The following is a 21908-nucleotide window of genomic DNA, read 5'->3' on the forward strand; positions in this document are numbered from 1 at the left end:
GACACTGAGATCCCCACGAGTCGGAGACATCCGAGAGGAGCCCCACCGTGCAGCGGAAGGCCTACGTACCCGGCGTCGCCGCCCTCCTCGCGGCGCTGTTGGCCGGCTGCACCGGCAGCTCGGGCGGTGACGGCACGACGGACGACGCCAACCCCGGCGACGCGGGCACCGCCTCCGCCGTGGCCCAGCCCGGCAAGTACCGCACCCTCCCCGAGGCCTGCGGCGCCGTCGGCCAGAGCACCCTGGACACGCTGCTGCCCGGCATCCAGCAGATCACCGACGAGGACCAGCGCGCCAAGGCCTACGAGGGCGAGGCCACCCTCACCTACGACACGGACCGCAAGGTCGGCTGCCGTTGGAAGGTGGAGGCCGCGGACGCCACCGAGTACCTCTCGGTCGACTTCGAGCGCGTGGTGTCGTACGACAACGCGGTCAGCGACGACAGCCAGGCGCAGGAGCTGTTCGCGCAGGCCGAGGAGAAGGCCGATCTGCCGGCGTCGGCGACCGCCGGTGCCACCTCGGACGTGGAGGAGAGCAGCACGGCCGCAGGTTCCACGGCGTCCCCGGCGGGCAAGCCCGGCGGCTCCGCCTCCGCCTCGGCCTCCGCCTCCGCCTCCGCCTCCGCCTCCGCCTCCCCGAGCGGGTCGTCCTCCGTCACCCCGGCCGATGTCCAGCCCCGGTTGCTGGACGATCTGGGTGACGAGGCGTTCCTGGACGACGCGTTGAGCACTTCGGGTTCGACGGCCAAGCAGCGCAAGGTGACTGTGGCGTTCCGCACGTCCAACGTGATCGTGACGATCGAGTACGAGGAGCAGCCGACGACGATCGGCGTCACCCCGGACAGTAAGGAAATGCAGGACAACGCCCGGAAACTGGCCTCTCAGCTGGACGGGTCGCTGTCCGGTTGAGCGCTCTCCACGCACCTCTCACGCATGCGCACAAGGCGTTCGAAGCTGGACCGCACGGCATCCTCACCGCGTACCGTGGCCCCTCGGACCCGATCCGACGGCAGGAACCACAAGCGTCTTGAGTGAAGGAACCATGCAGCGACGAGCAGAGCGTGACCAGGGTGCCAAGCGAGCGAAGCGTCTTCACCGCGTCCTTGTCTGCGCGGCCGCAGTCCCGGTGATGCTGATCGCCGCCGGCTGCTCCTCCGACTCCGGCTCCGGCTCCGGCGGTGACAGCGCCGGAGCCGGCAACGGAACCGCGAGCAGCGGCGCGGGCGCGGACAGCGGTGCCTCGGCGTCCGCGGCTCCCACGGTGCAGGCGGCGGCGTACAACTCGCTTCCCGACGCGTGCGGGACGCTGTCGAAGAAGACCCTGAAGTCGCTGACGCCGGAGTCGTCCAAGGGCAAGAAGGGCACGTCGGAGGCGGGCACGCGGGGCAGTTGCTCCTGGAGCAGCCTCGACAACAACGGTGTGAAGGGCTCCCAGTTCCGCTGGCTGAACGTCTCGCTGCTGCGCTTCGAGTCGGACACCTCGCGCGGTACGGGTGAGGCGCAGGCGGGGAAGTACTACGAGCAGCAGATCCAGGACGCCCAGTCGGTGGCCGGTGCGAAGAACACCAAGTCGCAGGCGGTGGCGGGGACGGGTGACGCGGCGACGCTGGTGCGCTACGACCTGAAGAAGAAGGAAGGCGCCTTCAAGCAGCAGACGGTCGTCGCCCGGGTGGAGAACGTCGTGGTGACGGTCGACTACAACGGCGCGGGTCTGGCCGGGGACAAGACGCCGAACGCGGACGACCTCAGCAAGCTGGCGGAGCAGGCGGCCAGGGAGACCGTGGCCGCGGTGTCGGCGGCGAACGGTGAGGGAGGGGCGAACGCGGCCCCGTCCGCCCCGGCGTCCAAGGCTCCGTCGAAGTCGGCGTCGCCGTCCCCGACCGCGTCGAAGTCGGCCTCGACGTCGGCTTCTCCGTCCAAGTCGGCCGCGAAGACGAGCTGAAGCAGTACTGACGGCCCGATCCGGCCACCCGTGCGCAGCACATATGTGCCACTCTGTTGCGCGCAACAACACGCACAGGGAGGGGAGTACGGGTGGCCGCGCCCATGCAGCTGACTCGAATGCACCGCGTGCTCATAGGCGTGGTCGTGTTCGGCGCCGTGATCATCGCCGGCATCGGCTTCGCGGGGTCGTACGCGGCCGTCCGTGAGCTCGCCATCAAGAAGGGCTTCGGGAACTTCAGTTACGTCTTCCCGATCGGCATCGACGCGGGTATCTGTGTCCTGCTGGCCCTGGATCTGCTTCTGACGTGGATCCGCATCCCCTTCCCCCTCCTGCGTCAGACGGCCTGGCTCCTGACGGCCGCCACGATCGCCTTCAACGGCGCGGCGGCCTGGCCGGATCCGCTCGGCGTGGGCATGCACGCGGTGATCCCGGTGCTGTTCGTGGTGGCGGTGGAGGCGGCCCGGCACGCGATCGGCCGGATCGCCGACATCACGGCGGACAAGCACATGGAGGGGGTCCGCCTCACCCGCTGGCTCCTCTCCCCGATCCCCACGTTCCTTCTCTGGCGCCGGATGAAGCTGTGGGAGCTGCGCTCCTACGAGCAGGTCATCAAGCTGGAGCAGGAACGTCTCGTCTACCGGGCCCGTCTCCACTCCCGCTTCGGCCGGGCGTGGCGTCGGAAGGCCCCGGTGGAGAGCCTGATGCCGCTGAGGCTGGCGCGCTACGGCGTCCCGCTCGCGGAGACGGGCCCGGCGGGCCTGGCGGCGGCGGGGATCGAGCCGGTCCTGCTGCCCCCGGCGCCGACGCAGGCGCAACTGCCCTCGGCCGCCCCTGTCGCCGCAGCTGCGGACAGTCGTCCCGCCGTGGCGGCTCCCGTCCCACCGCAGGTGGCTCCGGAACCCGAGCCCGAGCCCGAGCCCGACCAGAGCCCCTGGTTCGAGACTCCCAAGCAGGTCGAGTACCAGGGCGGCTACAACCCCGACTACGACCCGGCAGAGCAGTACAACCGCTGGTACGAGGAGCAGCTGGAGGCCGAGCAGTACGAGCTCCAGCAGATCCAGTACGAGGAGCCGCCCAGGGAGCCCGCGGTCGAACCCTCGATGGAGGAGACGGGCAGCTTCCCCATTCCGGTGTCCAACGGCCGCACCCGCGAACTCGGCGAGGGCGGCGGCACCCCGGAACCGACCGAGGAGGACTTCTACCAGGTCTTCAAGAAGTCGATAGACGGCAGCTACCCCTCCCCCGGCCAGCTCAGGGGTGACGTGGAGGCGACGTACGGCGTGGTCCTCTCGCAGCGCGACGCCGAGCGCATGGTCAACCGTTTCACGAACCGCCACACGGCGGAGCTCCAGGAAGACCACATCGCCTGAGCCACCAGGCCGTGAGGCCACAAGGCGACGAGAAACGAGAAGGGGGCCCTCCACACCGGAGGGCCCCCTTTCCGTGCCGCCTACTCCCCGAGCAGCGCCCGCACCCGCTCCTGCCCGACCGCGAGCAGCAGCGTCGGCAGCCGCGGCCCGGTGTCACGCGACACGAGCAGCTGGTAGAGCAGGGCGAAGAAGGTCCGCTGGGCCGTCTTGATCTCGGCCGGCAGTTCCTTGGGCGTGGCGTCCGCGGAGAACCCGGCCTGCACCTTCGGCACCCCGTACACCAGGTGGGTCAGCCCGTCGAGGGACCAGTGCGAGGCCAGCCCGTCGAGGAGCAGCCGCAGCGAATGCTGGGACGCCTCGTCGAGGGACTTCAGCAGCTCGGCGTCGGGTTCGTCCCGCACGATGGTCCGCTGGTCGGCGGGCACCTGCGTGTTGATCCAGGCCTCGGCCTTGTCGTACCGGGGCCGCGCCTCGTCCAGCGCCGAGAGCGGGTTGTCGGGGTCCAGCTCGCTGAGGATCCGCAGCGCCTGGTCCTCGTGCCCGGCGGTGATGTCGGCGACGGAGGCCAGCGTCCGGTACGGCAGCACACGCGCCGTGCGCGGCAGCTCGCCCGCGGCCGTCCCCACCGCACGCGAGTGGGCGGCGACGTCGCCCGGCAGCGCGGAGCCGTCGGCGACCTTGGCGTCCAGCTTGTCCCACTCGTCGTAGAGCCGCTGGATCTCCTGGTCGAAGGCGATCTTGAAGGACTGGTTGGGCCGGCGGCGGGCGTAGAGCCAGCGCAGGAGCTGCGGCTCCATGATCTTCAGCGCGTCCCCCGGCGTGGGCACGCCACCGCGGGACGACGACATCTTGGCCATGCCGGAGATGCCGACGAACGCGTACATGGGCCCGATGGGCTGCTTCCCGCCGAAGATGCCGACGATCTGGCCGCCGACCTGGAAGGAGGACCCGGGAGAGGAGTGGTCGACCCCGCTGGGCTCGAAGACGACACCTTCGTACGCCCACCGCATCGGCCAGTCGACCTTCCAGACCAGCTTGCCGCGGTTGAACTCGTTGAGGCGGACGGTCTCGGAGAAACCGCAGGCGTTGCAGGTGTACGACAGTTCGGTCGTGGCGTCGTCGTAGGAGGTGACCGTGGTGAGGTCCTTCTCGCAGTTGCCGCAGTAGGGCTTGTACGGGAAGTACCCGGCGGAGCCGGAGGACCCGTCGTCCTCGGCGGCCGCGCCGGACCCCTCGGCGGCCTCCAGCTCGGCCTCGTCGACAGCCTTCTGCTGCTTCTTGGCGGGGGCCTTCTTGGTCCGGTACTGGTCGAGGATCGCGTCGATGTCCCCGCGGTGGGCCATGGCGTGCAGGATCTGCTCGCGGTAGACGCCGGAGGTGTACTGCGCGGTCTGGCTGATCCCGTCGAACTCGACACCGAGCTCGGCGAGGGCGTCGACCATGGCGGCCTTGAAGTGCTCGGCCCAGTTCGGGTGGGCGGACCCCGCGGGCGCGGGCACGGAGGTCAGGGGCTTGCCGATGTGCTCGGCCCAGCTCTCGTCGACACCGGGGACGCCGGCGGGCACCTTGCGGTACCGGTCGTAGTCGTCCCAGGAGATGAGGTGGCGCACCTGGTGGCCCCGGCGCCGGATCTCGTCGGCGACGAGGTGCGGGGTCATGACCTCGCGGAGGTTCCCGAGGTGGATGGGCCCGGAGGGGGACAGCCCGGACGCGACGACGACCGGTTTGCCCGGGGCCCGACGCTCCGACTCCTCGATGACCTCATCCGCGAAACGGGAGACCCAGTCGGTGGTCTCAGCGCTCTGACCCACGATCGGCACGTCCTCTTTTAATGATGGCGTTGATGGAGGCTCCATTCTCCCAGACGGCCCCGCGCCGGAGAAAACCGCTTTACCCCCCATGGGATACTGACGGTGTCTATCTGATCCCCCGAGGAGAACGGCACCCACTCCCATGGCCCCGGTCACGTCCCTCAGCGACGCCGTCAACCAGCAGCTCACCTCCGCGATCTCCGCCACCCTGCCGGAGGCCTCCGCGGAGCCCCTGCTCCGACGCAGCGACCGGGCGGACTTCCAGGCGAACGGCGTCCTCGCGCTCGCCAAGAAGGCCAAGGCGAACCCCCGGGAGCTGGCGACGCAGGTCGTGTCGCAGGTGGTCGCCGGTGACGTGATCAAGGACATCGAGGTCTCCGGCCCCGGCTTCCTCAACATCACGCTCACCGACCGGGCGATCACCGAGAACCTCGCCGCCCGCTACGAGGACGGCGACCGTCTCGGCGTACCGCTCAAGGACCGGCCCGGCATCACGGTGATCGACTACGCCCAGCCGAACGTGGCGAAGGAGATGCACGTCGGTCACCTGCGTTCCGCGGTGATCGGCGACGCCCTGCGCGGCATGCTCGACTTCACCGGCGAGCAGACGATCGGCCGGCACCACATCGGCGACTGGGGCACCCAGTTCGGCATGCTCATCCAGTACCTGATCGAGAACCCGGGCGAGCTGGCCCCCGCCGCCGAGGTCGACGGCGAGCAGGCCATGTCGAACCTGAACCGGGTCTACAAGGCGTCGCGCGTGGTCTTCGACTCCGACGAGGAGTTCAAGGAGCGGGCCCGGAAGAGGGTCGTCGCGCTCCAGTCCGGCGACAAGGAGACCCTGGAGCTCTGGCAGCAGTTCGTGGACGAGTCGAAGGTCTACTTCTACTCGGTCTTCGAGAAGCTGGACATGGAGATCCGGGACGAGGAGATCGTCGGCGAGTCGGCGTACAACGAGGGCATGCCGGAGACCGCCCGCCTCCTGGAGGAGATGGGTGTCGCGGAGCGCTCCGAGGGCGCGCTCGTCGTCTTCTTCGACGACATCCGCGGCAAGGACGACCAGCCGGTCCCGCTGATCGTGCAGAAGGCGGACGGCGGCTTCGGCTACGCGGCGAGCGACCTGACGGCGATCCGGAACCGGGTCACCGACCTGCACGCGACCTCGCTTCTGTACGTGGTCGACGTCCGGCAGTCCCTGCACTTCAAGATGGTCTTCGAGGCGGCCCGCCGCGCCGGCTGGCTGACCGACGAGGTCACCGCGCACAACATGGGCTACGGCACGGTCCTGGGCGCGGACGGCAAGCCGTTCAAGACCCGCGAGGGCGAGACGGTGAAGCTGGAGGATCTTTTGGACGAGGCGGTCGAGCGGGCCACCGCGGTCGTCCGCGAGAAGGCCGAGAAGGTGGGCCTGACCGAGGAGGAGATCGTCGAGAACGGGCGGCACGTCGGGATCGGCGCCGTGAAGTACGCGGACCTGTCGACGTCTCCGAACCGCGACTACAAGTTCGACCTGGACCAGATGGTCTCGCTGAACGGTGACACGTCGGTCTACCTCCAGTACGCCTACGCCCGTATCAAGTCGATCCTGCGCAAGGCCGAAGACGCCTCCCCTGCACCGCACCCCGAGCTCGAACTGGCTCCGGCGGAGCGGGCGTTGGCCCTTCACCTGGACGCCTTCGGTGCCATGGTCTTCGAGGCGACGGCGGAGTACGCCCCCCACAAGGTCGCTGCGTACGTGTACCAACTGGCGTCCCTGTTCACGACGTTCTACGACCAGTGCCCGGTGATCAAGCCCCGCCCGGCCCAGGACATCGTGGAGAACCGCCTGTTCCTCTGCGACCTGACGGCCCGCACCCTCCACCAGGGCATGTCCCTCCTGGGCATCAGGACGCCCGAGCGTCTCTGACCCCGGTCCAGGGCAGGCCGAACTCGCACCACACGGCCTTGCCCAACTCCCGTTCCCGCACTCCCCACTTGTCGCTCAGTGCGGACACCAGCAGCAGGCCCCGGCCGCCCTCGTCGCCGTCGTACACGACCCGAGGGACACCGGGGCCGCTGTCGTGCACCTCGACGACGAGGGCGTGCCCCTCGTGACGCAGGAACAGCCGCAGCTGGCGTCCTGGCGGTACGCCGTGCAGCAGCGCGTTGGTGACGAGTTCGCTCACGCAGAGCAGCACGTCGTCGGTTCTCGGCGTCTCGGCGAGGCCCCAGCCGGCCAGGGTCTCGGCCGCGAACCGGCGTGCGGCCTGGGCGGATCGGCGTTCACGGCGGAAGAACCGCTCACGCAGGGGCGGTAGTCGGGTCGTCTCGTTCACGGGACGATAGTTGCGGAGAGTGACTACCGTGGATCACTCGGTGAAGCCGTACAGATTTTTTGTACGGGCTCTTACCCGGTGACGTACGCGTGCCAAGGGGGATGGACCATCTCATGAGCGTCAGGAAGCCGCGACCGAAGAACCTCACGTCCCTGAAGATGCTGGGCAAGCAACTCGGCACCGCGCGTCGGGCCGCGGGCCACACCCAGATCGCCCTCGCCGGCCTGGTCCGTGTGGACGAGGAGACGATCGCGTCGATCGAGCAGGGCAGAAGGACACTGAAACCGGACCTGGCCGCGCTGCTGGACGAAGTCCTGGAGACGAAGGGGATGTTGGCGGCGGGGGTGGCCAACTTGCCGGACATCGACCAGTTCCCGATGTGGGCGGAGCTGTACGTGGAGCATGAGCGGGAGGCCATCGCCCTGTCCTGGTACGACGCCCTGGTCGTGCCGGGGCTCCTGCAAACCGAGCCGTACGCACGCGCGTTGCTGAGCGGACGGGTCCCGGCCTACGACTCCGACGAACTGGAGACCAAGGTCGCCGCGCGGGTCGGCCGACGGGAGATCCTTGAGCGCAGGGTCCCACCCACGCTGAGCTTCGTCGTCTGGGAGCCCGCACTCCTCATGCCCACAGGCGGTCGCGAGACGCATCTGGACCAGCTGCGCTTCTTGCGCGAGTGCTCCGAACTCCCTTGCCTGTCCTTGCAGATCCTGCCGCTGGACCGCCACTCGCACGCGGGCGATGCCGGGCCCTTCACGCTCCTGGAGACTCCCGACCATCAGCACCTCGCGTACACCGAGTCCCAACGCGGCAGCCAGTGGGTTTCCGACGCGGACGAGGTGTCCATCCTGGCGCGCAAATATGCGATGCTGCGGACTCAGGCCCTCACCATTGAGGACTCCAGACGCCTGTTGGACCGTCTGCTAGGAGAGCGATGAGCACGGCACTTCAGTGGGTCAAGTCGACCTACAGCAGCAGCGAGGGCGGCCAGTGCGTCGAGGTTGCCACCGCTCCGGACGTCATCCACATCCGCGACTCCAAGCACCCGGAAGGAAACACTCTCCAGGTCTCCCCCACCACCTGGACCACCTTCACCACCGCCCTCAAGTAACGCCCCGCACCCCGTTGTCAGTGGCTCCCCCTACAGTCACTGGCATGGCGACTCTTCCCAACCCGCTGCCCGGACTCGCGGCAGACCCGAGCGGTCGTTCGCTCGGACTCGGACTCCCTCTGGGGAGGCTGATCGACGAGACCGAGGACGGTCCGTGGCACGAGCCGTTGCTGTGGCACGCCGAGTACGCGGCGTCGTCCGGGGCGTGGACCGCGCTGGGCGGCCGGGCCGCGCGCGTGGGTCTGCTGCCGGTGCTGATAGAGGTCGGTGGCGGCCAGGGCGGGCCCGAGGAGTGGGAGTTGATGCCCGGGAGGATGTCGTACCCCGGGGACCACGACCCGGAGGAGGTCCTGGCGGACTTCTGGGAGGCGTACGCCGAGGACGAACTCGACGACGGCGAGGGGTCCTGGCCGGGTCTCGCCGAGGCACCCTCCTCTCTCCCCGCGGACCCCGACCGACGGGCCGCCGAGACCGCGGACGCGATCCTGGACGAGGGCTCGTGGTTCAAGGAACCGCGTCTGGCCCTGGTCCCGGCGCGCCGCAGCGCGGACATCCCGGCGGCGATCGGCTGGACGGGCCCGCTGAACCACGAGAACGACGTGGCGCGGCTGTGCGCGGTGCTGCGTTCCTGGGAGGACCGCTTCGGCATACGCGTCATCGCGCTGGACTTCGACCGGCTGGAGGTCTCGGTCGCCGCTCCGCCCAGCACCCAGGAGGACGCGGAGGCCGTCGCCGCCGAACACTTCGCGTTCTGCCCGGACAACATCCACCAGGGCAGCTACCGCACCTTGCGCGAGTACGCCGAGCACGCGGTGCTAGGTCAGCGGACCTGGTCCTTCTGGTGGGACTGACCGACCTCGGGATCGCCCCCGGGATCGGCCTCGGGGCCGACCTCGGGCGGCGCCAGCGCGGTCCGCGCCAGACCGCGCAGCCAGACGTGTGCGGGGTCGGTGTCGTAGCGCTGATGCCAGGACAGGTACACCGCGGCCGGCGGCAGTTCGAACGGCAGGGGGAGCAGGCTCAGCCCGAGCACCGCGGCCGCTGAACGCGTCGTCGCCTCGGGGGCGGTGACGAGAAGGTCCGAGCCGCGCACGAACTCGAACGCGGCCCCGTCGGTGGGCGCGGACGCCACCACCCGCCGGGTGAGGCCGAGCCGCGCGAGAGCGTCGTCGAGGACGTTGCCGAGCCTTCCGCGCCGCGAGACGGTGATGTGCTCGGCCTCGGCGTACCGCGCGGCGGTGACCGTCGTGACCCGGGTGAGCGGGTGCCCGCGCCGCACGGCGATGACGTGCCGGGTCTCGGCGACCTGTTCGGCGCGGATGTCGGGTGCGGTCGGGCGGTTCGCGTTCGCCTCCAGGTCGATCTCGCCGCGCCGCAGCTCGGGGGTGTCGACGCTCGATTCCGCGATGAACCGCAGACGCACGCCCGGCGCCTGCTCCCGTACGGCCGCGAGCAGCGCGGGGCCGCCGATGGCGACGAGTGAGTCGTGCCAGCGGAGTGTGAAGGTGCGTTCGAGGGAGGCGAGGTCGAGTTCGCGGCTCGGTGCCAGCACGTCCTGAACCTGCCGCAGCAGCTCGTGCACCTGTCCCCGGACGGCGATCGCGTACGGCGTCGGGGTCATCGTGCGCCCGGTGCGCACCAGGATCTGATCCCCTGTCGTGCGGCGGATCCGGCCGAGGCTTCGGCTCATCGCGGGGGCGGTGACGTGCAGGCGCTCGGCGGCTCCGGCCACGCTGCCTTCCTCCAGGAGCGCGTCGAGTGCGGCGAGCAGGTTCAGATCCAGTTGCATGAGAGTCATGCTAGCCGTGCTTTACATGCACTTGCAGTTAATCAACGGCGCTCCTACCTTCGAGATGCGGGCACGGAACCGAACGCGGTTTCACCTGGTCCGCCTCCTCACCCCCTCCTCAGACGGGAGCACCGCCATGCCCGAATCGACGCGGACCACCGGAATCGCCGCGACCCCCGGCCCCATGTCCGACGCCGACCTGCTCGCACAGACCGCGATCGCCGTGCGGGAGGCCGGTGCGGTACTGCGGGAGCGGTTCGGCGACGTGGTCCGCTACCGGACCCGCGAAGAGCTGATGGACGCGCTCGCCGCCAACGATGACGCGGCCCTCGACGTCCTGCGCCCCCGCCTCACCCAACTGCGCCCGAACGCCCGCCTGGTGGAGGACGAGCTCGCGGGCGGGGCGCTGCCCCCCGGCGAATGGTGGGTCCTGGATCCGGCCGAGGGAAACGTCAACCACCTGCACGCCCTGCCGGAGTGGGCGGTGACCGCCACGCTCGTCCGCGACAACCAGCCGGTGCTCACCGCGGTTCACCTGCCGTTGACCGGTGAGACCTACACCGCACGCGTCGGCGCGGGCGCCCACCTCGACGGCCGCCCGCTGCACGTGTCCCCGACCACGGACCTCGGCCTGAGCCTCGTGGCCACCAGCCAGGCCAGGCCGGACGAGGACGAGGACGTCGTGCGGCGCGTCGGCGCCTCGATCACCGCGATGCTCTTCGACGCGCTCGTGGTGCGGACCTCCGTGCCCGCCACCCTGCACCTGCTGAACATGGCCGCGGGCCGCATCGACGCCTTCTGGCAGTTCGCCGGGGCCCGCGCGGACCTGCTTCCCGGGGCACTGCTCGTCACCGAGGCCGGCGGGCGGATATCGGACGCCGAGGGCCGCCCCTGGACCCCGCAGAGCGCGAGCTTCCTGGCCGCGGCACCCGGCATCCACACCGAAGCCGTCACCACGCTCTCCCGCTGACTCCCACGAGAACGCACGAGAACCACGAACACAACGCCGAAAGGAACCCCACCACCATGACCACCATCGCCGTGCTCGGAAACGGCCGCGTCGGCGGCAGCCTCGCCCTGGCCCTCACCACGGCCGGGCACGAGGTGACCGTGGCGGACCGCTCACCGGGCTCCGCCGCCGACGCCGTACGGACAGCGCGGATCGTCGTCAACGCCACCCCGGGCGCCGGCTCGCTGGAACGGCTCGTCGCGCTGCGCGAGGAACTGCGGGGCAGGATCCTCGTGGACGTCTCCAACGCCACCGTCGACGGACCGGACGGGCTGCCGGCCGAGCTGATTTACCCCGGCTCGAGCCTCGCCGAGCACCTTCAGGAAGCGCTCCCGGGCACCCAGGTCGTCAAGACGCTCAACACCATGCTCTACACGGTGATGACCGCGCCCGGCGCGCTCACCCAGGCACCGACCGCCTTCCTCTCCGGCGAGGACCCGGAGGCCAAGCAGGTCGTACGCGGGCTCCTCGCCGACCTCGGCTGGCACGAGGAGTGGATCACGGACCTCGGCGGCATCGGCACCGCACGGGCCGCCGAGGCCGCGATCCTGTTCGTACCGCACGTGATCCGGTCCGGCGGGTTCACGCCGTTCGCCGTCTCGATCACCCGCTGAAGCACCGCCGACCAGGACAGAAGCACTGTCCACCAGGGCAGCCGAGCCCTACGCCCCGCCCCGCAACCCGGCCCCGAGCCGCCGCAGCCCCTCCCCGATCTCCTCCGGCGTCTGCGTCACGAAGCACAGCCGCAGGGTCGAGCGGTCGGGCTCGCCGGCGTAGAAGGGCGCCCCCGGAACGTAGGCCACATCCCGGGTCACGACCTGCGGCAGCAGCGCGGTGGTGTCGTACGACGACGGGAGGCGCGCCCAGAGGAACATGCCGCCCTCGGGCCGGGTCCAGGTCGATCCCGGCGGCAGGGCCTCGCCGAGCCCCGCCAGCATGGCGTCCCGGCGCTCGCCGTAGACGCCCGCGACGCGCCGCACATGGGCGTCCAGGTCCCGGTCGGCCAGATAGCGGGCCGCGGCCAGCTGGTTGACGGTGGGGGTGTGCAGGTCGGCGGCCTGCTTGGCGACCGCGCAGGCCCGGCGCAGCTCGCCGGGCGCGCGCAGCCAGCCGAGCCGCAGTCCGGGCGCCATCACCTTGGAGAAGGAGCCGAGCAGCACGACCCGGTCACGGGCCTCCTCGTGAGCGGCGATCCACGGCACCCGCTCGCCCTCGAAGCGGAGTTCGCCGTAGGGGTCGTCCTCGACGATCCACAGCCCGCACCGCGCGGCCACGGACGCCACGGCGGCCCGGCGTGCGGCGGACATGGTCCGGCCGGTCGGGTTCTGGAAGGTGGGCACGGTGTAGAGCAGCTTGGGCCGCTCCCGCAGCACGAGTTCCTCCAGGGCCGCGGGGTCGGGCCCCTCCTCGTCGCCCGGCACGGCGACCACCCGGGCGCCCGCGAACCCGAAGGTCTGGAGGGCGGCGAGATAGCAGGGGCTCTCGACGAGGACCGTGTCGCCCGGCTCGATCAGGGCGGTGGCGAGGAGGGAGAGCGCCTGCTGGGAGCCGGTGGTGACGAGGACGTCGTCGGCGCCGGTGGCGAGCCCGCGCACCGACATCCGCTCGGCGAGGGCCGCCCGCAGCACGGGCTCGCCCTCGGTGGTGGAGTACTGGAGCGCCCGTGCGGGCATCTCCTCCAGCACCGCGCGGTAGGCCTCGGCGATCCCCGCCGCGTCGAACAGCTCGGGCGCCGGGAGCCCGCCCGCGAAGTTGATCACCTCGGGGCGGGCGGTGACGGCGAGGATGTCCCGTACGGGCGACCCACCGACCGCCCGGGCCCGGGCGGCGAGCGGCGGCACGGAAGCGAACGTGGGCACCGTCATGACGGCTCCTTGGGCTGCGGAATGCGACGACAGGGTGCAGCGCAGCCTAGGGAACTGAGTGCCGTCTACAAGCACCTTTCCGTGATACGGACGCCGCCACCCGCACCACGCTCGCTAGGCCTTGGTGCCGGTGGCCCCGTAGACGTTGATGTCGGCGTCCGTGACGTCGTTGATGTCGCGGTAGCGGATCTTCTCGATGTCGTCGAGTGCTTCGAAGTCCTCGGGCTCGATGGCGGGCGGCACGGGCGCCGGACCGGGGTGCCACCGGTGCACGGGCACGACCCCCGGCTCGTCCAGGCGCACCCCCGGCACCTCGGTGAAGAACCGCTCCACCTCCGGCTTGGACCGGAACACGAAGGTGAACCCCCGCTCGGTGTACGTCCGCTGCACAGCCCGCATGGGCTCGGGATGCATCTCGTCGGTGAGATGACTGAGAATGATCCGGCTCCCCGCCGGCAGTGCCTCCACCAGCTCCCGCACGATCGGGTGGGCCTGCTCGTCCTCGACGAAGTGCAGGATCGCGACCAGGCACAGCGCGATCGGCTGGTCGAAGTCGAGGGTCTTGGCGGCCTGTTCGAGGATCTGCGCGGGGTTCTTGAAGTCGGCGTCGATGTAGTCGGTACGCCCCTCGGGCCCGCTGGTGAGCAGGGCCCGCGCGTGGGCCAGCACCACCGGGTCGTTGTCGACGTATACGACCCGGGTCTCGGGCAGGATGCGCTGGGCGATCTGGTGGACGTTCTCGGCGGTGGGCAGCCCGGTGCCGACGTCCAGGAACTGCCGGATCCCGTCCCGCCCGGCCAGCCGGCTCACGGCCCGGCGCATGAAGTCGCGGTTGTGGCGCACATCTAGGTACCCGCGCGGGTTGGCGGCCAGCGCGGCGGCGGCCGCCGCACGGTCGACGGGGTAGTTGTCCTTGCCGCCGAGGAACACGTCGTAGACGCGGGCCGAGTGCGCCTTGGTGGTGTCGATCCGCCTGGCCATCTCGGCCGGATCCTGGCTCAGCGCGTCACCGGACATGGACGTCTCCCCTTTGAGTAGGTCCTTCAACGGACAACCACCGCGATGGTCAAGAACCTAACTCCCAGGGCGACTTGATGGTGCCCGATGCCCGACATGCCCCGTCCCGCATCCCACGAGGGCGGCTCGGGACACGACATCCCCGCAGGTCAGCGGGGCTCCACCGAGCTCCCCGTCCCGAATCCCCCACCGGGTCTGGCGCACACCGCACCCGCCCCGCAACCTGATCCCATGCCCACCGGACCCCACAGCCACCGCACCCGCACCGCCATGGTTCCGCTGACCCTCCTCGCCCTCCTCACCCTCTCGGGCTGCAACGACGGCCAGGGCGTGCGCGACGAGGGCCCGGCCAAGGCCGGGCCGGCCGCCGTCGCCCCCGCGGAAAACGCGAAGGCCGCCCGGCACTGACCGGGCGGCCTCGAAGCGGAGTTACGGCATCACACGTGCGCCGGGGCCAGCTTCGGGTTCGGGCCGTACTTGTTGTCACCCGGCTCGCTGTCGAGCACGGAGAAGACGAACAGGGTGATGCCACCGACGAGCGGGACGAGGCCGAAGAGGATCCACCAGCCGCTGCGGCCCGTGTCGTGCAGACGGCGAATCGTGACACCCAGGCTGGGCAGCAGGATCGCGACGTAGAAGATGATCGGGAGCCAGGTCACCTTGGCGGCGATGCCGATGACCAGCAGCACGACGTAGATGATCGCGACGAACAGCATGTACATCCAGTATTCCTTGCGGCGCGCGCGGCCGCTGAACACGGCGTACTTCTTCAGCACATCGAGGAAGTAGTTCATGGTGGTGTCCCCCCAGAGATCGACGTTCGGAACCGTTCCGAATGGATCAGGCCAGGCGCAGAAGATATGGAGGATGTCGAGAACTCGTCAATTCGACTGATGTAAGCAGTCCATCAAGACAGGCACCTGTCACACCCTGACAAATCCACCCCGCCAGAAGCCCGATTCGGGACAGATCATACGAAGATCACCTACCGAACAGAACGGCGTTGTCCGGACGTTGGCCTGAACGAACCCGGCCCGTATCCGGACCGAGTTCGAAACGTTGCCGTGACACGCCGTATCAACGCCCCTGTCAGCGGAGCTTCTGAGCCACTTCGGTCGCCCAGTAGGTGAGGATGTTCCGCGCCCCGGCCCGCTTGATTCCGGTCAGCGCCTCCAGGATCGCCCGGTCCCGGTCGATCCAGCCCTTCTCGGCGGCGGCCTCGATCATCGAGTACTCACCCGAGATCTGGTACGCGGCCACCGGCACGTCCACGGTGTCCGCGACCCGCGCGAGGATGTCGAGATAGGGCCCGGCCGGCTTGACCATCACCATGTCGGCGCCCTCCTCCAGATCGAGGGCGAGCTCCCGCAGCGACTCGCGCGCGTTCGCGGGATCCTGCTGATAGGTCTTGCGGTCGCCCTTCAACGAGGACCCGACGGCCTCCCGGAACGGCCCGTAGAAGGCGGAGGCGTACTTGGCCGTGTACGCGAGGATGGCCACGTCCTCCCGCCCGATCTGGTCAAGGGCGTCCCGAACGACGCCGATCTGACCGTCCATCATCCCGCTGGGCCCGACCACGTGGGCGCCCGCGTCGGCCTGCACCTGAGCCATCTCGGCATACCGCTCGAGGGTGGCGTCGTTGTCGACCCGGCCCTCGGCGTCCAGCACCCCGCAGTGCCCGTGATCGGTCGTCTCGTCGAGGCACAGGTCGGACATCACGAGCAGTTCGTCACCGACCTCGGCCCGCACGTCCCGGATGGCGACCTGGAGAATCCCGTCAGGGTCGGTCCCGGGCGTTCCGAGGGCGTCCTTCTTCTCCTCCTCGGGCACCCCGAACAGCATGATCCCGGAGACCCCGGCGGCCACGGCCTCGACGGCGGCCTTCCTCAGACTGTCCCGGGTGTGCTGCACGACCCCGGGCATGGCCGCGATCGGCACGGGCTCGCTGACGCCCTCCCGCACGAACGCCGGAAGGATGAAGTCGGCGGGGTCCAGCCGGGTCTCGGCGACCATGCGCCGCATGACGGGGTTGGTCCGCAGCCGCCGGGGCCGGGCACCGGGAAAGGATCCGTACATCGTCATACCCCGAGGCTACGCCCGCCCCGGGGGCCCCTTTACCGACGTGCCGTCGGGCGCGCCCAAGGCGGGTGCCAGGTCAGGTAGCCGATCGGGCGCGGGTGCGGGTGCATTGTGGCTGGTCGCGCAGTTCCCCGCGCCCCTGAGGAGTTGCAGTCCACCTGCGCCACGACGGGACCGTCCGCCCACCGGGGCCGCGCGGGCCGCCGCAGGCATCTCAGGGGCGCGGGGAACTGCGCAAAAAACGCCCGCCCCCACGCACCCGCACCCGCACCCGCACCCGCACCCGCACCCGGACAGACAACCTCAGGTGGTCGACCGCCTCCGCCGCGCCCCCGGCCTCCGCTCACTCGGCCGCGTCACCGGATCGCCCGCCTCCACCGCCGCCGCCCGCCGCTTCAGCCCGAAGTCCGCAAGCGCCTCGGCCAGTCGGTGCACGGACGGCTCAGGAGCCATCACATCGACCCGCAGCCCGTGCTCCTCCGCCGTCTTCGCCGTCGCAGGGCCGATACACGCGATCACGGTCACGTTGTGCGGCTTCCCGGCGATCCCCACCAGGTTCCGCACCGTGGACGACGACGTGAACAGCACCGCGTCGAAGCCACCGCCCTTGATCGCCTCCCGCGTCTCCGCCGGCGGCGGCGACGCCCGCACGGTCCGGTACGCGGTGACGTCGTCGACCTCCCACCCGAGCTCGATGAGCCCGGCGACCAGCGTCTCCGTGGCGATGTCGGCCCGCGGCAGGAAGACCCGGTCGATCGGGTCGAAAACAGGGTCGTACGGCGGCCAGTCCTCGAGAAGCCCCGCGGCCGACTGCTCACCGCTCGGCACGAGATCGGGCTTCACACCGAACGCGATCAACGCCTTCGCCGTCTGCTCCCCCACCGCGGCGACCTTGATCCCCGCGAAGGCCCGGGCATCGAGCCCGTACTCCTCGAACTTCTCCCGCACCGCCTTGACCGCGTTGACCGAGGTGAACGCGATCCACTCGTAGCGCCCGGTGACGAGCCCCTTGACCGCCCGCTCCATCTGCTGCGGCGTTCTCGGCGGCTCGACGGCGATCGTCGGCACCTCGTGCGGCACGGCCCCGTAGGACCGCAGCTGGTCGGAGAGCGAGGCCGCCTGCTCCTTCGTACGCGGCACGAGCACCCGCCACCCGAACAGCGGCTTGGACTCGAACCACGACAACTGCTCACGCTGAGCCGCGGCGGACCGCTCACCGACCACGGCTATCACCGGCCGCCCGCCCTCGGGCGAGGGCAGCACCTTGGCCTGCTTGAGCGTCTGGGCGATGGTGCCCAGGGTCGCCGTCCAGGTCCGCTGCCGGGTCGTCGTACCAGCGACGGTGACCGTCATCGGGGTGTCGGGCTTGCGCCCGGCCGCGACCAGCTCACCGGCGGCGGCGCCGACGGAGTCCAGGGAGGTCGACACGACCACGGTCCCGTCGGACGCCCCCACCTCCGTCCAGCACCGGTCGGAGGCCGTGCGCGCGTCGACGAACCGCACGTCCGCGCCGTGCGCGTCCCGCAGCGGCACACCGGCGTACGCGGGCACGCCGACGGCCGCGGCGACACCGGGCACGACCTCGAACGGCACGCCCGCGCGGGCGCAGGCCAGCATCTCCTCGGCGGCGTACGCGTCGAGTCCGGGGTCCCCGGACACCGCACGTACGACCCGCCTGCCGCCCCGCGCGGCCTCCATGACAAGATGTGCCGCATCCCGTACAGCGGGGGCAGGGGCGGTTGTTGACGTGCTGTCAACAACTGTCAGTTGGGGCGCGCCCGTGCCCGGTACCGGAGCCGAAGGCGACTCCGTGTCCGTGTTCACGACGGCGACGCCCGGCCGAGCGTGGGCGCGCACGACGTCGAGCACTTCGTGCCCGGCGACGAGGACGTCCGCGTTCGTGAGCGCCTCCACGGCGCGCAGAGTCAGCAGTCCCGGATCTCCGGGTCCGGCACCGAGGAAGGTGACGTGCCCGTGTTCAGGACCGGCGGGAAGGGTGGTGGGGCTCACTGTGCTCGCTCCCCCATCAGACCGGCCGCGCCCTCGGCAAGCATGCCGGCCGCGAGTTCACGGCCGAGCGCCATTGCTTGGTCGTACGTCTCGGGCACGGGACCGGTGGTGGACAACTGCACCATGCGAGAGCCGTCGGTCGTGCCGACGACGCCCCGCAGGCGCATTTCCTTGACAATCTGCCCGTCGGCCAGAAGGTCGGCCAGCGCGCCCACAGGGGCGGAGCAGCCGGCCTCCAGGGCGGCGAGCAGTGACCGTTCGGCGGTCACGGCGACCCGCGTGAACGGGTCGTCGAGCTCGCCGAGCGCTGCGATCAGGTCCGCGTTGTCCGCGGTGCACTCGATCGCGAGTGCTCCCTGGCCGGGAGCGGGCAAAACTGTGTCGACCGAGAGGAAATCGGTCACTTCGTCGATACGGCCGATGCGCTGCAAGCCCGCCGCGGCGAGCACCACCGCATCAAGCTCACCATCGCTCACGAACCGCACCCGGGTGTCGATGTTCCCCCGGATCGCAACCGTCTCGATATCAAGCCCGTGCGCGCGGGCGTACGCGTTCAGCTGTGCCATGCGCCGGGGCGAGCCGGTGCCGATGCGCGCACCTCGGGGCAGGTCGGTGAGCTTCAGCTCGTCCCGGGCGACGATGACGTCCCGCGGGTCCTCGCGCGGCGGTACGGCGGCCAGCGCCAGCTCGTCCGGCTGCCCGGTCGGCAGGTCCTTCAGCGAGTGCACCGCGAGGTCGACCTCGCCCTTGAGCAGGGCTTCGCGCAGCGCGGTCACGAACACACCCGTGCCGCCGATCTGCGCGAGCGCCTCCCTGGACACATCGCCGTACGTGGTGATCTCGACGAGCTCGACGGGCCGCCCGGTCACCTGGCTCACGGCCTTGGCGACCTGCCCGGACTGGGCCATGGCGAGTTTGCTCCGCCTGGTCCCGAGCCGTAGCGCCTTGGTACTCATGCCGACCCTCGGCCTTCCTCATCGGTGGTGCTGTCCTCGGCGCGGGAGACGGCGGCCACCGTCTCGGGGTCGAGGTCGAACAGGGTTCGCAGCGCGTCCGCGTACCCGGCACCACCGGGTTCGGCCGCGAGCTGCTTGACCCGTACGGTCGGCGCGTGCAGCAGCTTGTCGACGACGCGCCGCACGGTCTGCGTGATCTCGCTGCGCTGCTTGTCGTCGAGGCCGGGCAGCCTCCCGTCGAGCCGCGCGATCTCACCGGCGACGACATCGGCGGCCATGGTCCGCAGCGCGACCACGGTCGGCGTGATGTGCGCGGCCCGCAGCGCGGCCCCGAACGCGGCGACCTCGTCGGCGACAATACGGCGGACCTGGTCGACGTCGGCCGCCATGGGAGCGTCGGCCGAGGCCTCGGCCAGCGACTCGATGTCGACGAGCCGCACGCCGGCCAGCCGGTGCACGGCGGCGTCGATGTCCCGGGGCATGGCGAGGTCGAGCAGGAAGAGCGAGGGAGCGGGCCGCGGGATCTCGGCGACGGGCTCCGGCTTGCGCCGCTCGGGCACCCGCCCGATGACGGCGGCGGTGGCGGCGAGCGCGGCGATGGCGTCGGCCTCCGCGAGCGGATCGACGAGAGCGACGGCCCCCTGCGGCCGCGGCGCGTTGTCCACCCAGGCGGCATGCTGCTCCAACTCGGAAGCAGCCATCCCGGCGACGGCGGCCTCACCGAGCACGGAGAACCCAGGGGTGGCCTGAAGGGGGGCCAGGTCAAGGGGGCAGTTCTCTTCAGCCGCAGAGCCTGCGGGCAGTCGTGCCGCTGGGGCGGCTCCCGACCCAAAGCGGGGCGGCACCTCGTCAGCGCCGAGCTGGGCGACCCACCCCCGCTCAGCCCCAGCACCGGGCACAGCCGAAGCAACAGCCTCAGCCGTGAGCACCAGCCCAGTGGCGCCCGTACAAGACACCACGACATCGGCACGTGTCAGCTCGTCCGGCACCGAATCCATCGGTACCGCACGGGCAACCACGTCCGAGTCACCGGAGTCGTTGAGGATCTCCGCCAGCCGCTCAGCCCGCTCAGCCGTACGGTTGGCGATCACGACCTCGGAAACCCCCGCCCGCGCAAGCGTCGCCGCGGCCAGCGAGGACATCGACCCGGCCCCGATGACCAGCGCCTTCTTACCGAGAGCCCAGTCCTGCACAACCGTGCCGGAGGCAAGCTGCTCCAGCCCGAACGTGACCAGCGACTGCCCGGCCCGGTCGATCCCGGTCTCGGAGTGCGCCCGCTTGCCGACCCGCAGGGCCTGCTGGAAGAGATCGTTCAGCAGTCGCCCGGCGGTGTGCAGCTCCTGCGCCCGGGCCAGGGAGTCCTTTATCTGCCCGAGGATCTGCCCCTCCCCGACGACCATGGAGTCGAGCCCGCAGGCCACGGAGAACAGGTGGTGGACCGCCCGGTCCTCGTAGTGCACGTACAGATAGGGAGTGAGCTCGTCGAGCCCCACCCCGCTGTGCTGGGCGAGCAGCGTGGACAGCTCGGCCACACCCGCGTGGAACTTGTCCACGTCGGCGTACAGCTCGATCCGGTTGCAGGTGGCGAGCACCGCGGCCTCGGTGGCCGGCTCCGCGGCGACCGTGTCCTGGAGCAACTTCACCTGCGCATCGACATGCAGTGCCGCCCGCTCGAGCACGCTGACCGGTGCACTGCGGTGGCTCAGTCCGACGACGAGGAGACTCATGCCGGCATCACGGCGGGTACGTCCCCGTCAGGCCCTTGGTCGGATGCGGAGGCGGAAGCGGAAGCGGGGGCAGAGGACGCGGACGCACCGCGGCCCGCCGCGGCGACCGGACCCGCTCCGTCGGACGACCCCGCGGCCTCCTCGCCGGCCTTCCGCTGCTCGTGGAAGGCGAGGATCTGCAACTCGATGGAGAGGTCGACCTTGCGCACGTCCACGCCGTCCGGCACGGACAGCACGGTCGGCGCGAAGTTCAGGATGGAGGTGACCCCGGCGGCCACGAGCCGGTCGCAGACGGGCTGGGCGGCACCGGCGGGCGTCGCGATGACACCGATCGACACGCCGTTGTCCTCGATGATCTTTTCCAGGTCGTCCGAGTGCTGCACCGGGATGCCCGCGACGGGCTTTCCGGCCATTGCCGGATCGGCGTCGATCAGCGCGGCGACCCGGAACCCACGGGAGGCGAAGCCGCCGTAGTTGGCGAGCGCGGCGCCGAGGTTGCCGATGCCGACGATCACAACCGGCCAGTCCTGGGTCAGGCCGAGTTCGCGGGAGATCTGGTAGACGAGATACTCGACGTCGTAGCCGACACCGCGCGTTCCGTAAGAACCCAGGTAAGAGAAATCCTTGCGCAGCTTCGCGGAGTTGACCCCCGCGGCCGCGGCCAGTTCCTCGGAGGAGACCGTGGGTACCGAGCGCTCCGACAGTGCGGTCAGCGCGCGGAGGTACAGCGGAAGCCTGGCGACGGTGGCCTCGGGAATCCCTCGGCTACGGGTCGCCGGTCGGTGAGTTCGGCCAGTTGCCACGGTGCTCCTGCGGGTAGAGCGGGGCTGTGGGCGGTCATGCGTCCCCGGACCGCCCCGTCGAATGCAGGCTATGTCTTTGTGAACGCGTGCACAAAGATGGTG

Annotated in this window: 21 protein-coding genes; 10 read left to right on the top strand and 11 right to left on the bottom strand. The window is 70.5% G+C overall.

All coding sequences use genetic code 11. The annotated features are described in order from the left end of the window. Positions 1-47 precede the first annotated feature (47 nt). The 3 genes from IF54_RS0124495 to IF54_RS0124505 all read left to right on the top strand — a co-directional run bounded on the left by IF54_RS0124495 (position 48) and on the right by IF54_RS0124505 (position 3314). The gene (locus tag IF54_RS0124495) at positions 48-908 is read left to right on the top strand and encodes a hypothetical protein (protein ID WP_030322226.1); all 861 of its coding nucleotides are present in this window, start codon (positions 48-50) and stop codon (positions 906-908) included. A 133-nt stretch (positions 909-1041) separates the two neighbouring features. Then, complete coding sequence (locus IF54_RS0124500; RefSeq protein WP_199821241.1) at positions 1042-1941, top strand: DUF3558 domain-containing protein; 900 nt, start codon at positions 1042-1044, stop codon at positions 1939-1941. 104 nt (positions 1942-2045) lie between these two features. Further along, positions 2046-3314 (top strand): DUF2637 domain-containing protein, encoded by a 1269-nt coding sequence (locus IF54_RS0124505; RefSeq protein WP_199821242.1) that lies wholly within the window; start codon positions 2046-2048, stop codon positions 3312-3314. An 80-nt stretch (positions 3315-3394) separates the two neighbouring features. Here the strand turns inward: IF54_RS0124505 and lysS are convergent, their stop codons facing one another. Then, positions 3395-5134 carry a lysine--tRNA ligase gene (gene lysS, locus IF54_RS0124510; protein ID WP_030322231.1) on the bottom strand — a complete coding sequence of 580 codons (1740 nt, stop codon included), beginning with the start codon at positions 5132-5134 and terminating at the stop codon, positions 3395-3397. Positions 5135-5267: 133 nt separating this feature from the next. Here lysS and argS point away from each other — a divergent pair, with 133 nt between their 5' ends. Continuing rightward, positions 5268-7031, top strand: a complete 1764-nt coding sequence (gene argS, locus IF54_RS0124515) for an arginine--tRNA ligase (RefSeq protein ID WP_030322232.1) — start codon at positions 5268-5270, stop codon at positions 7029-7031. Here the strand turns inward: argS and IF54_RS0124520 are convergent. After that, on the bottom strand, positions 7009-7440 hold the full coding sequence (locus tag IF54_RS0124520) for an ATP-binding protein (RefSeq protein ID WP_030322233.1): 432 nt from the start codon (positions 7438-7440) through the stop codon (positions 7009-7011). The genes argS and IF54_RS0124520 overlap by 23 nt on opposite strands. A gap of 113 nt (positions 7441-7553) precedes the next feature. Between IF54_RS0124520 and IF54_RS0124525 the strand changes: the two genes are divergently transcribed. From IF54_RS0124525 to IF54_RS0124535, 3 genes are read left to right on the top strand one after another with little or no spacing between them, the layout of a single operon-like run. Then, positions 7554-8378, top strand: a complete 825-nt coding sequence (locus IF54_RS0124525; RefSeq protein WP_030322234.1) for a helix-turn-helix domain-containing protein — start codon at positions 7554-7556, stop codon at positions 8376-8378. Then, on the top strand, positions 8375-8551 hold the full coding sequence (locus IF54_RS0124530; protein ID WP_030322236.1) for a DUF397 domain-containing protein: 177 nt from the start codon (positions 8375-8377) through the stop codon (positions 8549-8551). The genes IF54_RS0124525 and IF54_RS0124530 overlap by 4 nt, the downstream gene beginning before the upstream one ends. 44 nt (positions 8552-8595) lie before the next feature. Further along, the gene (locus IF54_RS0124535; protein ID WP_030322239.1) at positions 8596-9402 is read left to right on the top strand and encodes a DUF4253 domain-containing protein; all 807 of its coding nucleotides are present in this window, start codon (positions 8596-8598) and stop codon (positions 9400-9402) included. On the opposite strand, the gene IF54_RS0124540 is transcribed toward IF54_RS0124535, so the two are convergent. Further along, positions 9372-10340 (bottom strand): LysR family transcriptional regulator, encoded by a 969-nt coding sequence (locus tag IF54_RS0124540; RefSeq protein WP_030322241.1) that lies wholly within the window; start codon positions 10338-10340, stop codon positions 9372-9374. The two genes, IF54_RS0124535 and IF54_RS0124540, sit on opposite strands and share 31 nt — an antisense overlap. A 136-nt stretch (positions 10341-10476) precedes the next feature. Between IF54_RS0124540 and IF54_RS0124545 the strand changes: the two genes are divergently transcribed. Beyond that, positions 10477-11310 carry an inositol monophosphatase family protein gene (locus tag IF54_RS0124545; protein WP_030322244.1) on the top strand — a complete coding sequence of 278 codons (834 nt, stop codon included), beginning with the start codon at positions 10477-10479 and terminating at the stop codon, positions 11308-11310. A gap of 56 nt (positions 11311-11366) precedes the next feature. Beyond that, positions 11367-11963 carry an NADPH-dependent F420 reductase gene (locus IF54_RS0124550; RefSeq protein ID WP_030322246.1) on the top strand — a complete coding sequence of 199 codons (597 nt, stop codon included), beginning with the start codon at positions 11367-11369 and terminating at the stop codon, positions 11961-11963. 48 nt (positions 11964-12011) lie between these two features. On the opposite strand, the gene IF54_RS0124555 is transcribed toward IF54_RS0124550, so the two are convergent. Beyond that, positions 12012-13214, bottom strand: a complete 1203-nt coding sequence (locus tag IF54_RS0124555; protein ID WP_030322249.1) for a PLP-dependent aminotransferase family protein — start codon at positions 13212-13214, stop codon at positions 12012-12014. Between the two features lie 114 nt (positions 13215-13328). Then, entirely contained in the window at positions 13329-14231 is a 903-nt protein-coding gene (locus tag IF54_RS0124560; RefSeq protein ID WP_030322251.1) for an SAM-dependent methyltransferase, read from the bottom strand. A 231-nt stretch (positions 14232-14462) separates the two neighbouring features. Between IF54_RS0124560 and IF54_RS43050 the strand changes: the two genes are divergently transcribed. Next, complete coding sequence (locus IF54_RS43050; protein WP_199821243.1) at positions 14463-14639, top strand: hypothetical protein; 177 nt, start codon at positions 14463-14465, stop codon at positions 14637-14639. 29 nt (positions 14640-14668) lie between these two features. Here the strand turns inward: IF54_RS43050 and IF54_RS0124570 are convergent, their stop codons facing one another. The 6 genes from IF54_RS0124570 to IF54_RS0124595 form a co-directional block, all read right to left on the bottom strand. Beyond that, positions 14669-15025 carry a DUF805 domain-containing protein gene (locus tag IF54_RS0124570; protein WP_030322253.1) on the bottom strand — a complete coding sequence of 119 codons (357 nt, stop codon included), beginning with the start codon at positions 15023-15025 and terminating at the stop codon, positions 14669-14671. 295 nt (positions 15026-15320) lie between these two features. Continuing rightward, entirely contained in the window at positions 15321-16313 is a 993-nt protein-coding gene (gene hemB / locus IF54_RS0124575; protein WP_030322254.1) for a porphobilinogen synthase, read from the bottom strand. A 300-nt stretch (positions 16314-16613) separates the two neighbouring features. Then, on the bottom strand, positions 16614-18320 hold the full coding sequence (locus IF54_RS0124580) for a uroporphyrinogen-III synthase (RefSeq protein WP_037820484.1): 1707 nt from the start codon (positions 18318-18320) through the stop codon (positions 16614-16616). Beyond that, a complete protein-coding gene (hemC, locus tag IF54_RS0124585) occupies positions 18317-19276 on the bottom strand; it encodes a hydroxymethylbilane synthase (protein ID WP_030322257.1) in 960 nt (319 codons plus the stop codon). The genes IF54_RS0124580 and hemC overlap by 4 nt, the downstream gene beginning before the upstream one ends. Then, entirely contained in the window at positions 19273-21003 is a 1731-nt protein-coding gene (locus IF54_RS0124590) for a glutamyl-tRNA reductase (RefSeq protein ID WP_030322260.1), read from the bottom strand. Before IF54_RS0124590 ends, hemC begins: the two co-directional genes overlap by 4 nt. Then, positions 21000-21806, bottom strand: coding sequence for a redox-sensing transcriptional repressor Rex (locus tag IF54_RS0124595; protein ID WP_030322262.1), 807 nt, complete (start codon positions 21804-21806; stop codon positions 21000-21002). Before IF54_RS0124595 ends, IF54_RS0124590 begins: the two co-directional genes overlap by 4 nt. Between the last annotated feature and the right edge of the window lie 102 nt (positions 21807-21908).

It is taken from the genome of Streptomyces sp. NRRL B-3229, from assembly GCF_000719505.1.
GTDB lineage: Bacteria > Actinomycetota > Actinomycetes > Streptomycetales > Streptomycetaceae > Streptomyces > Streptomyces griseorubiginosus.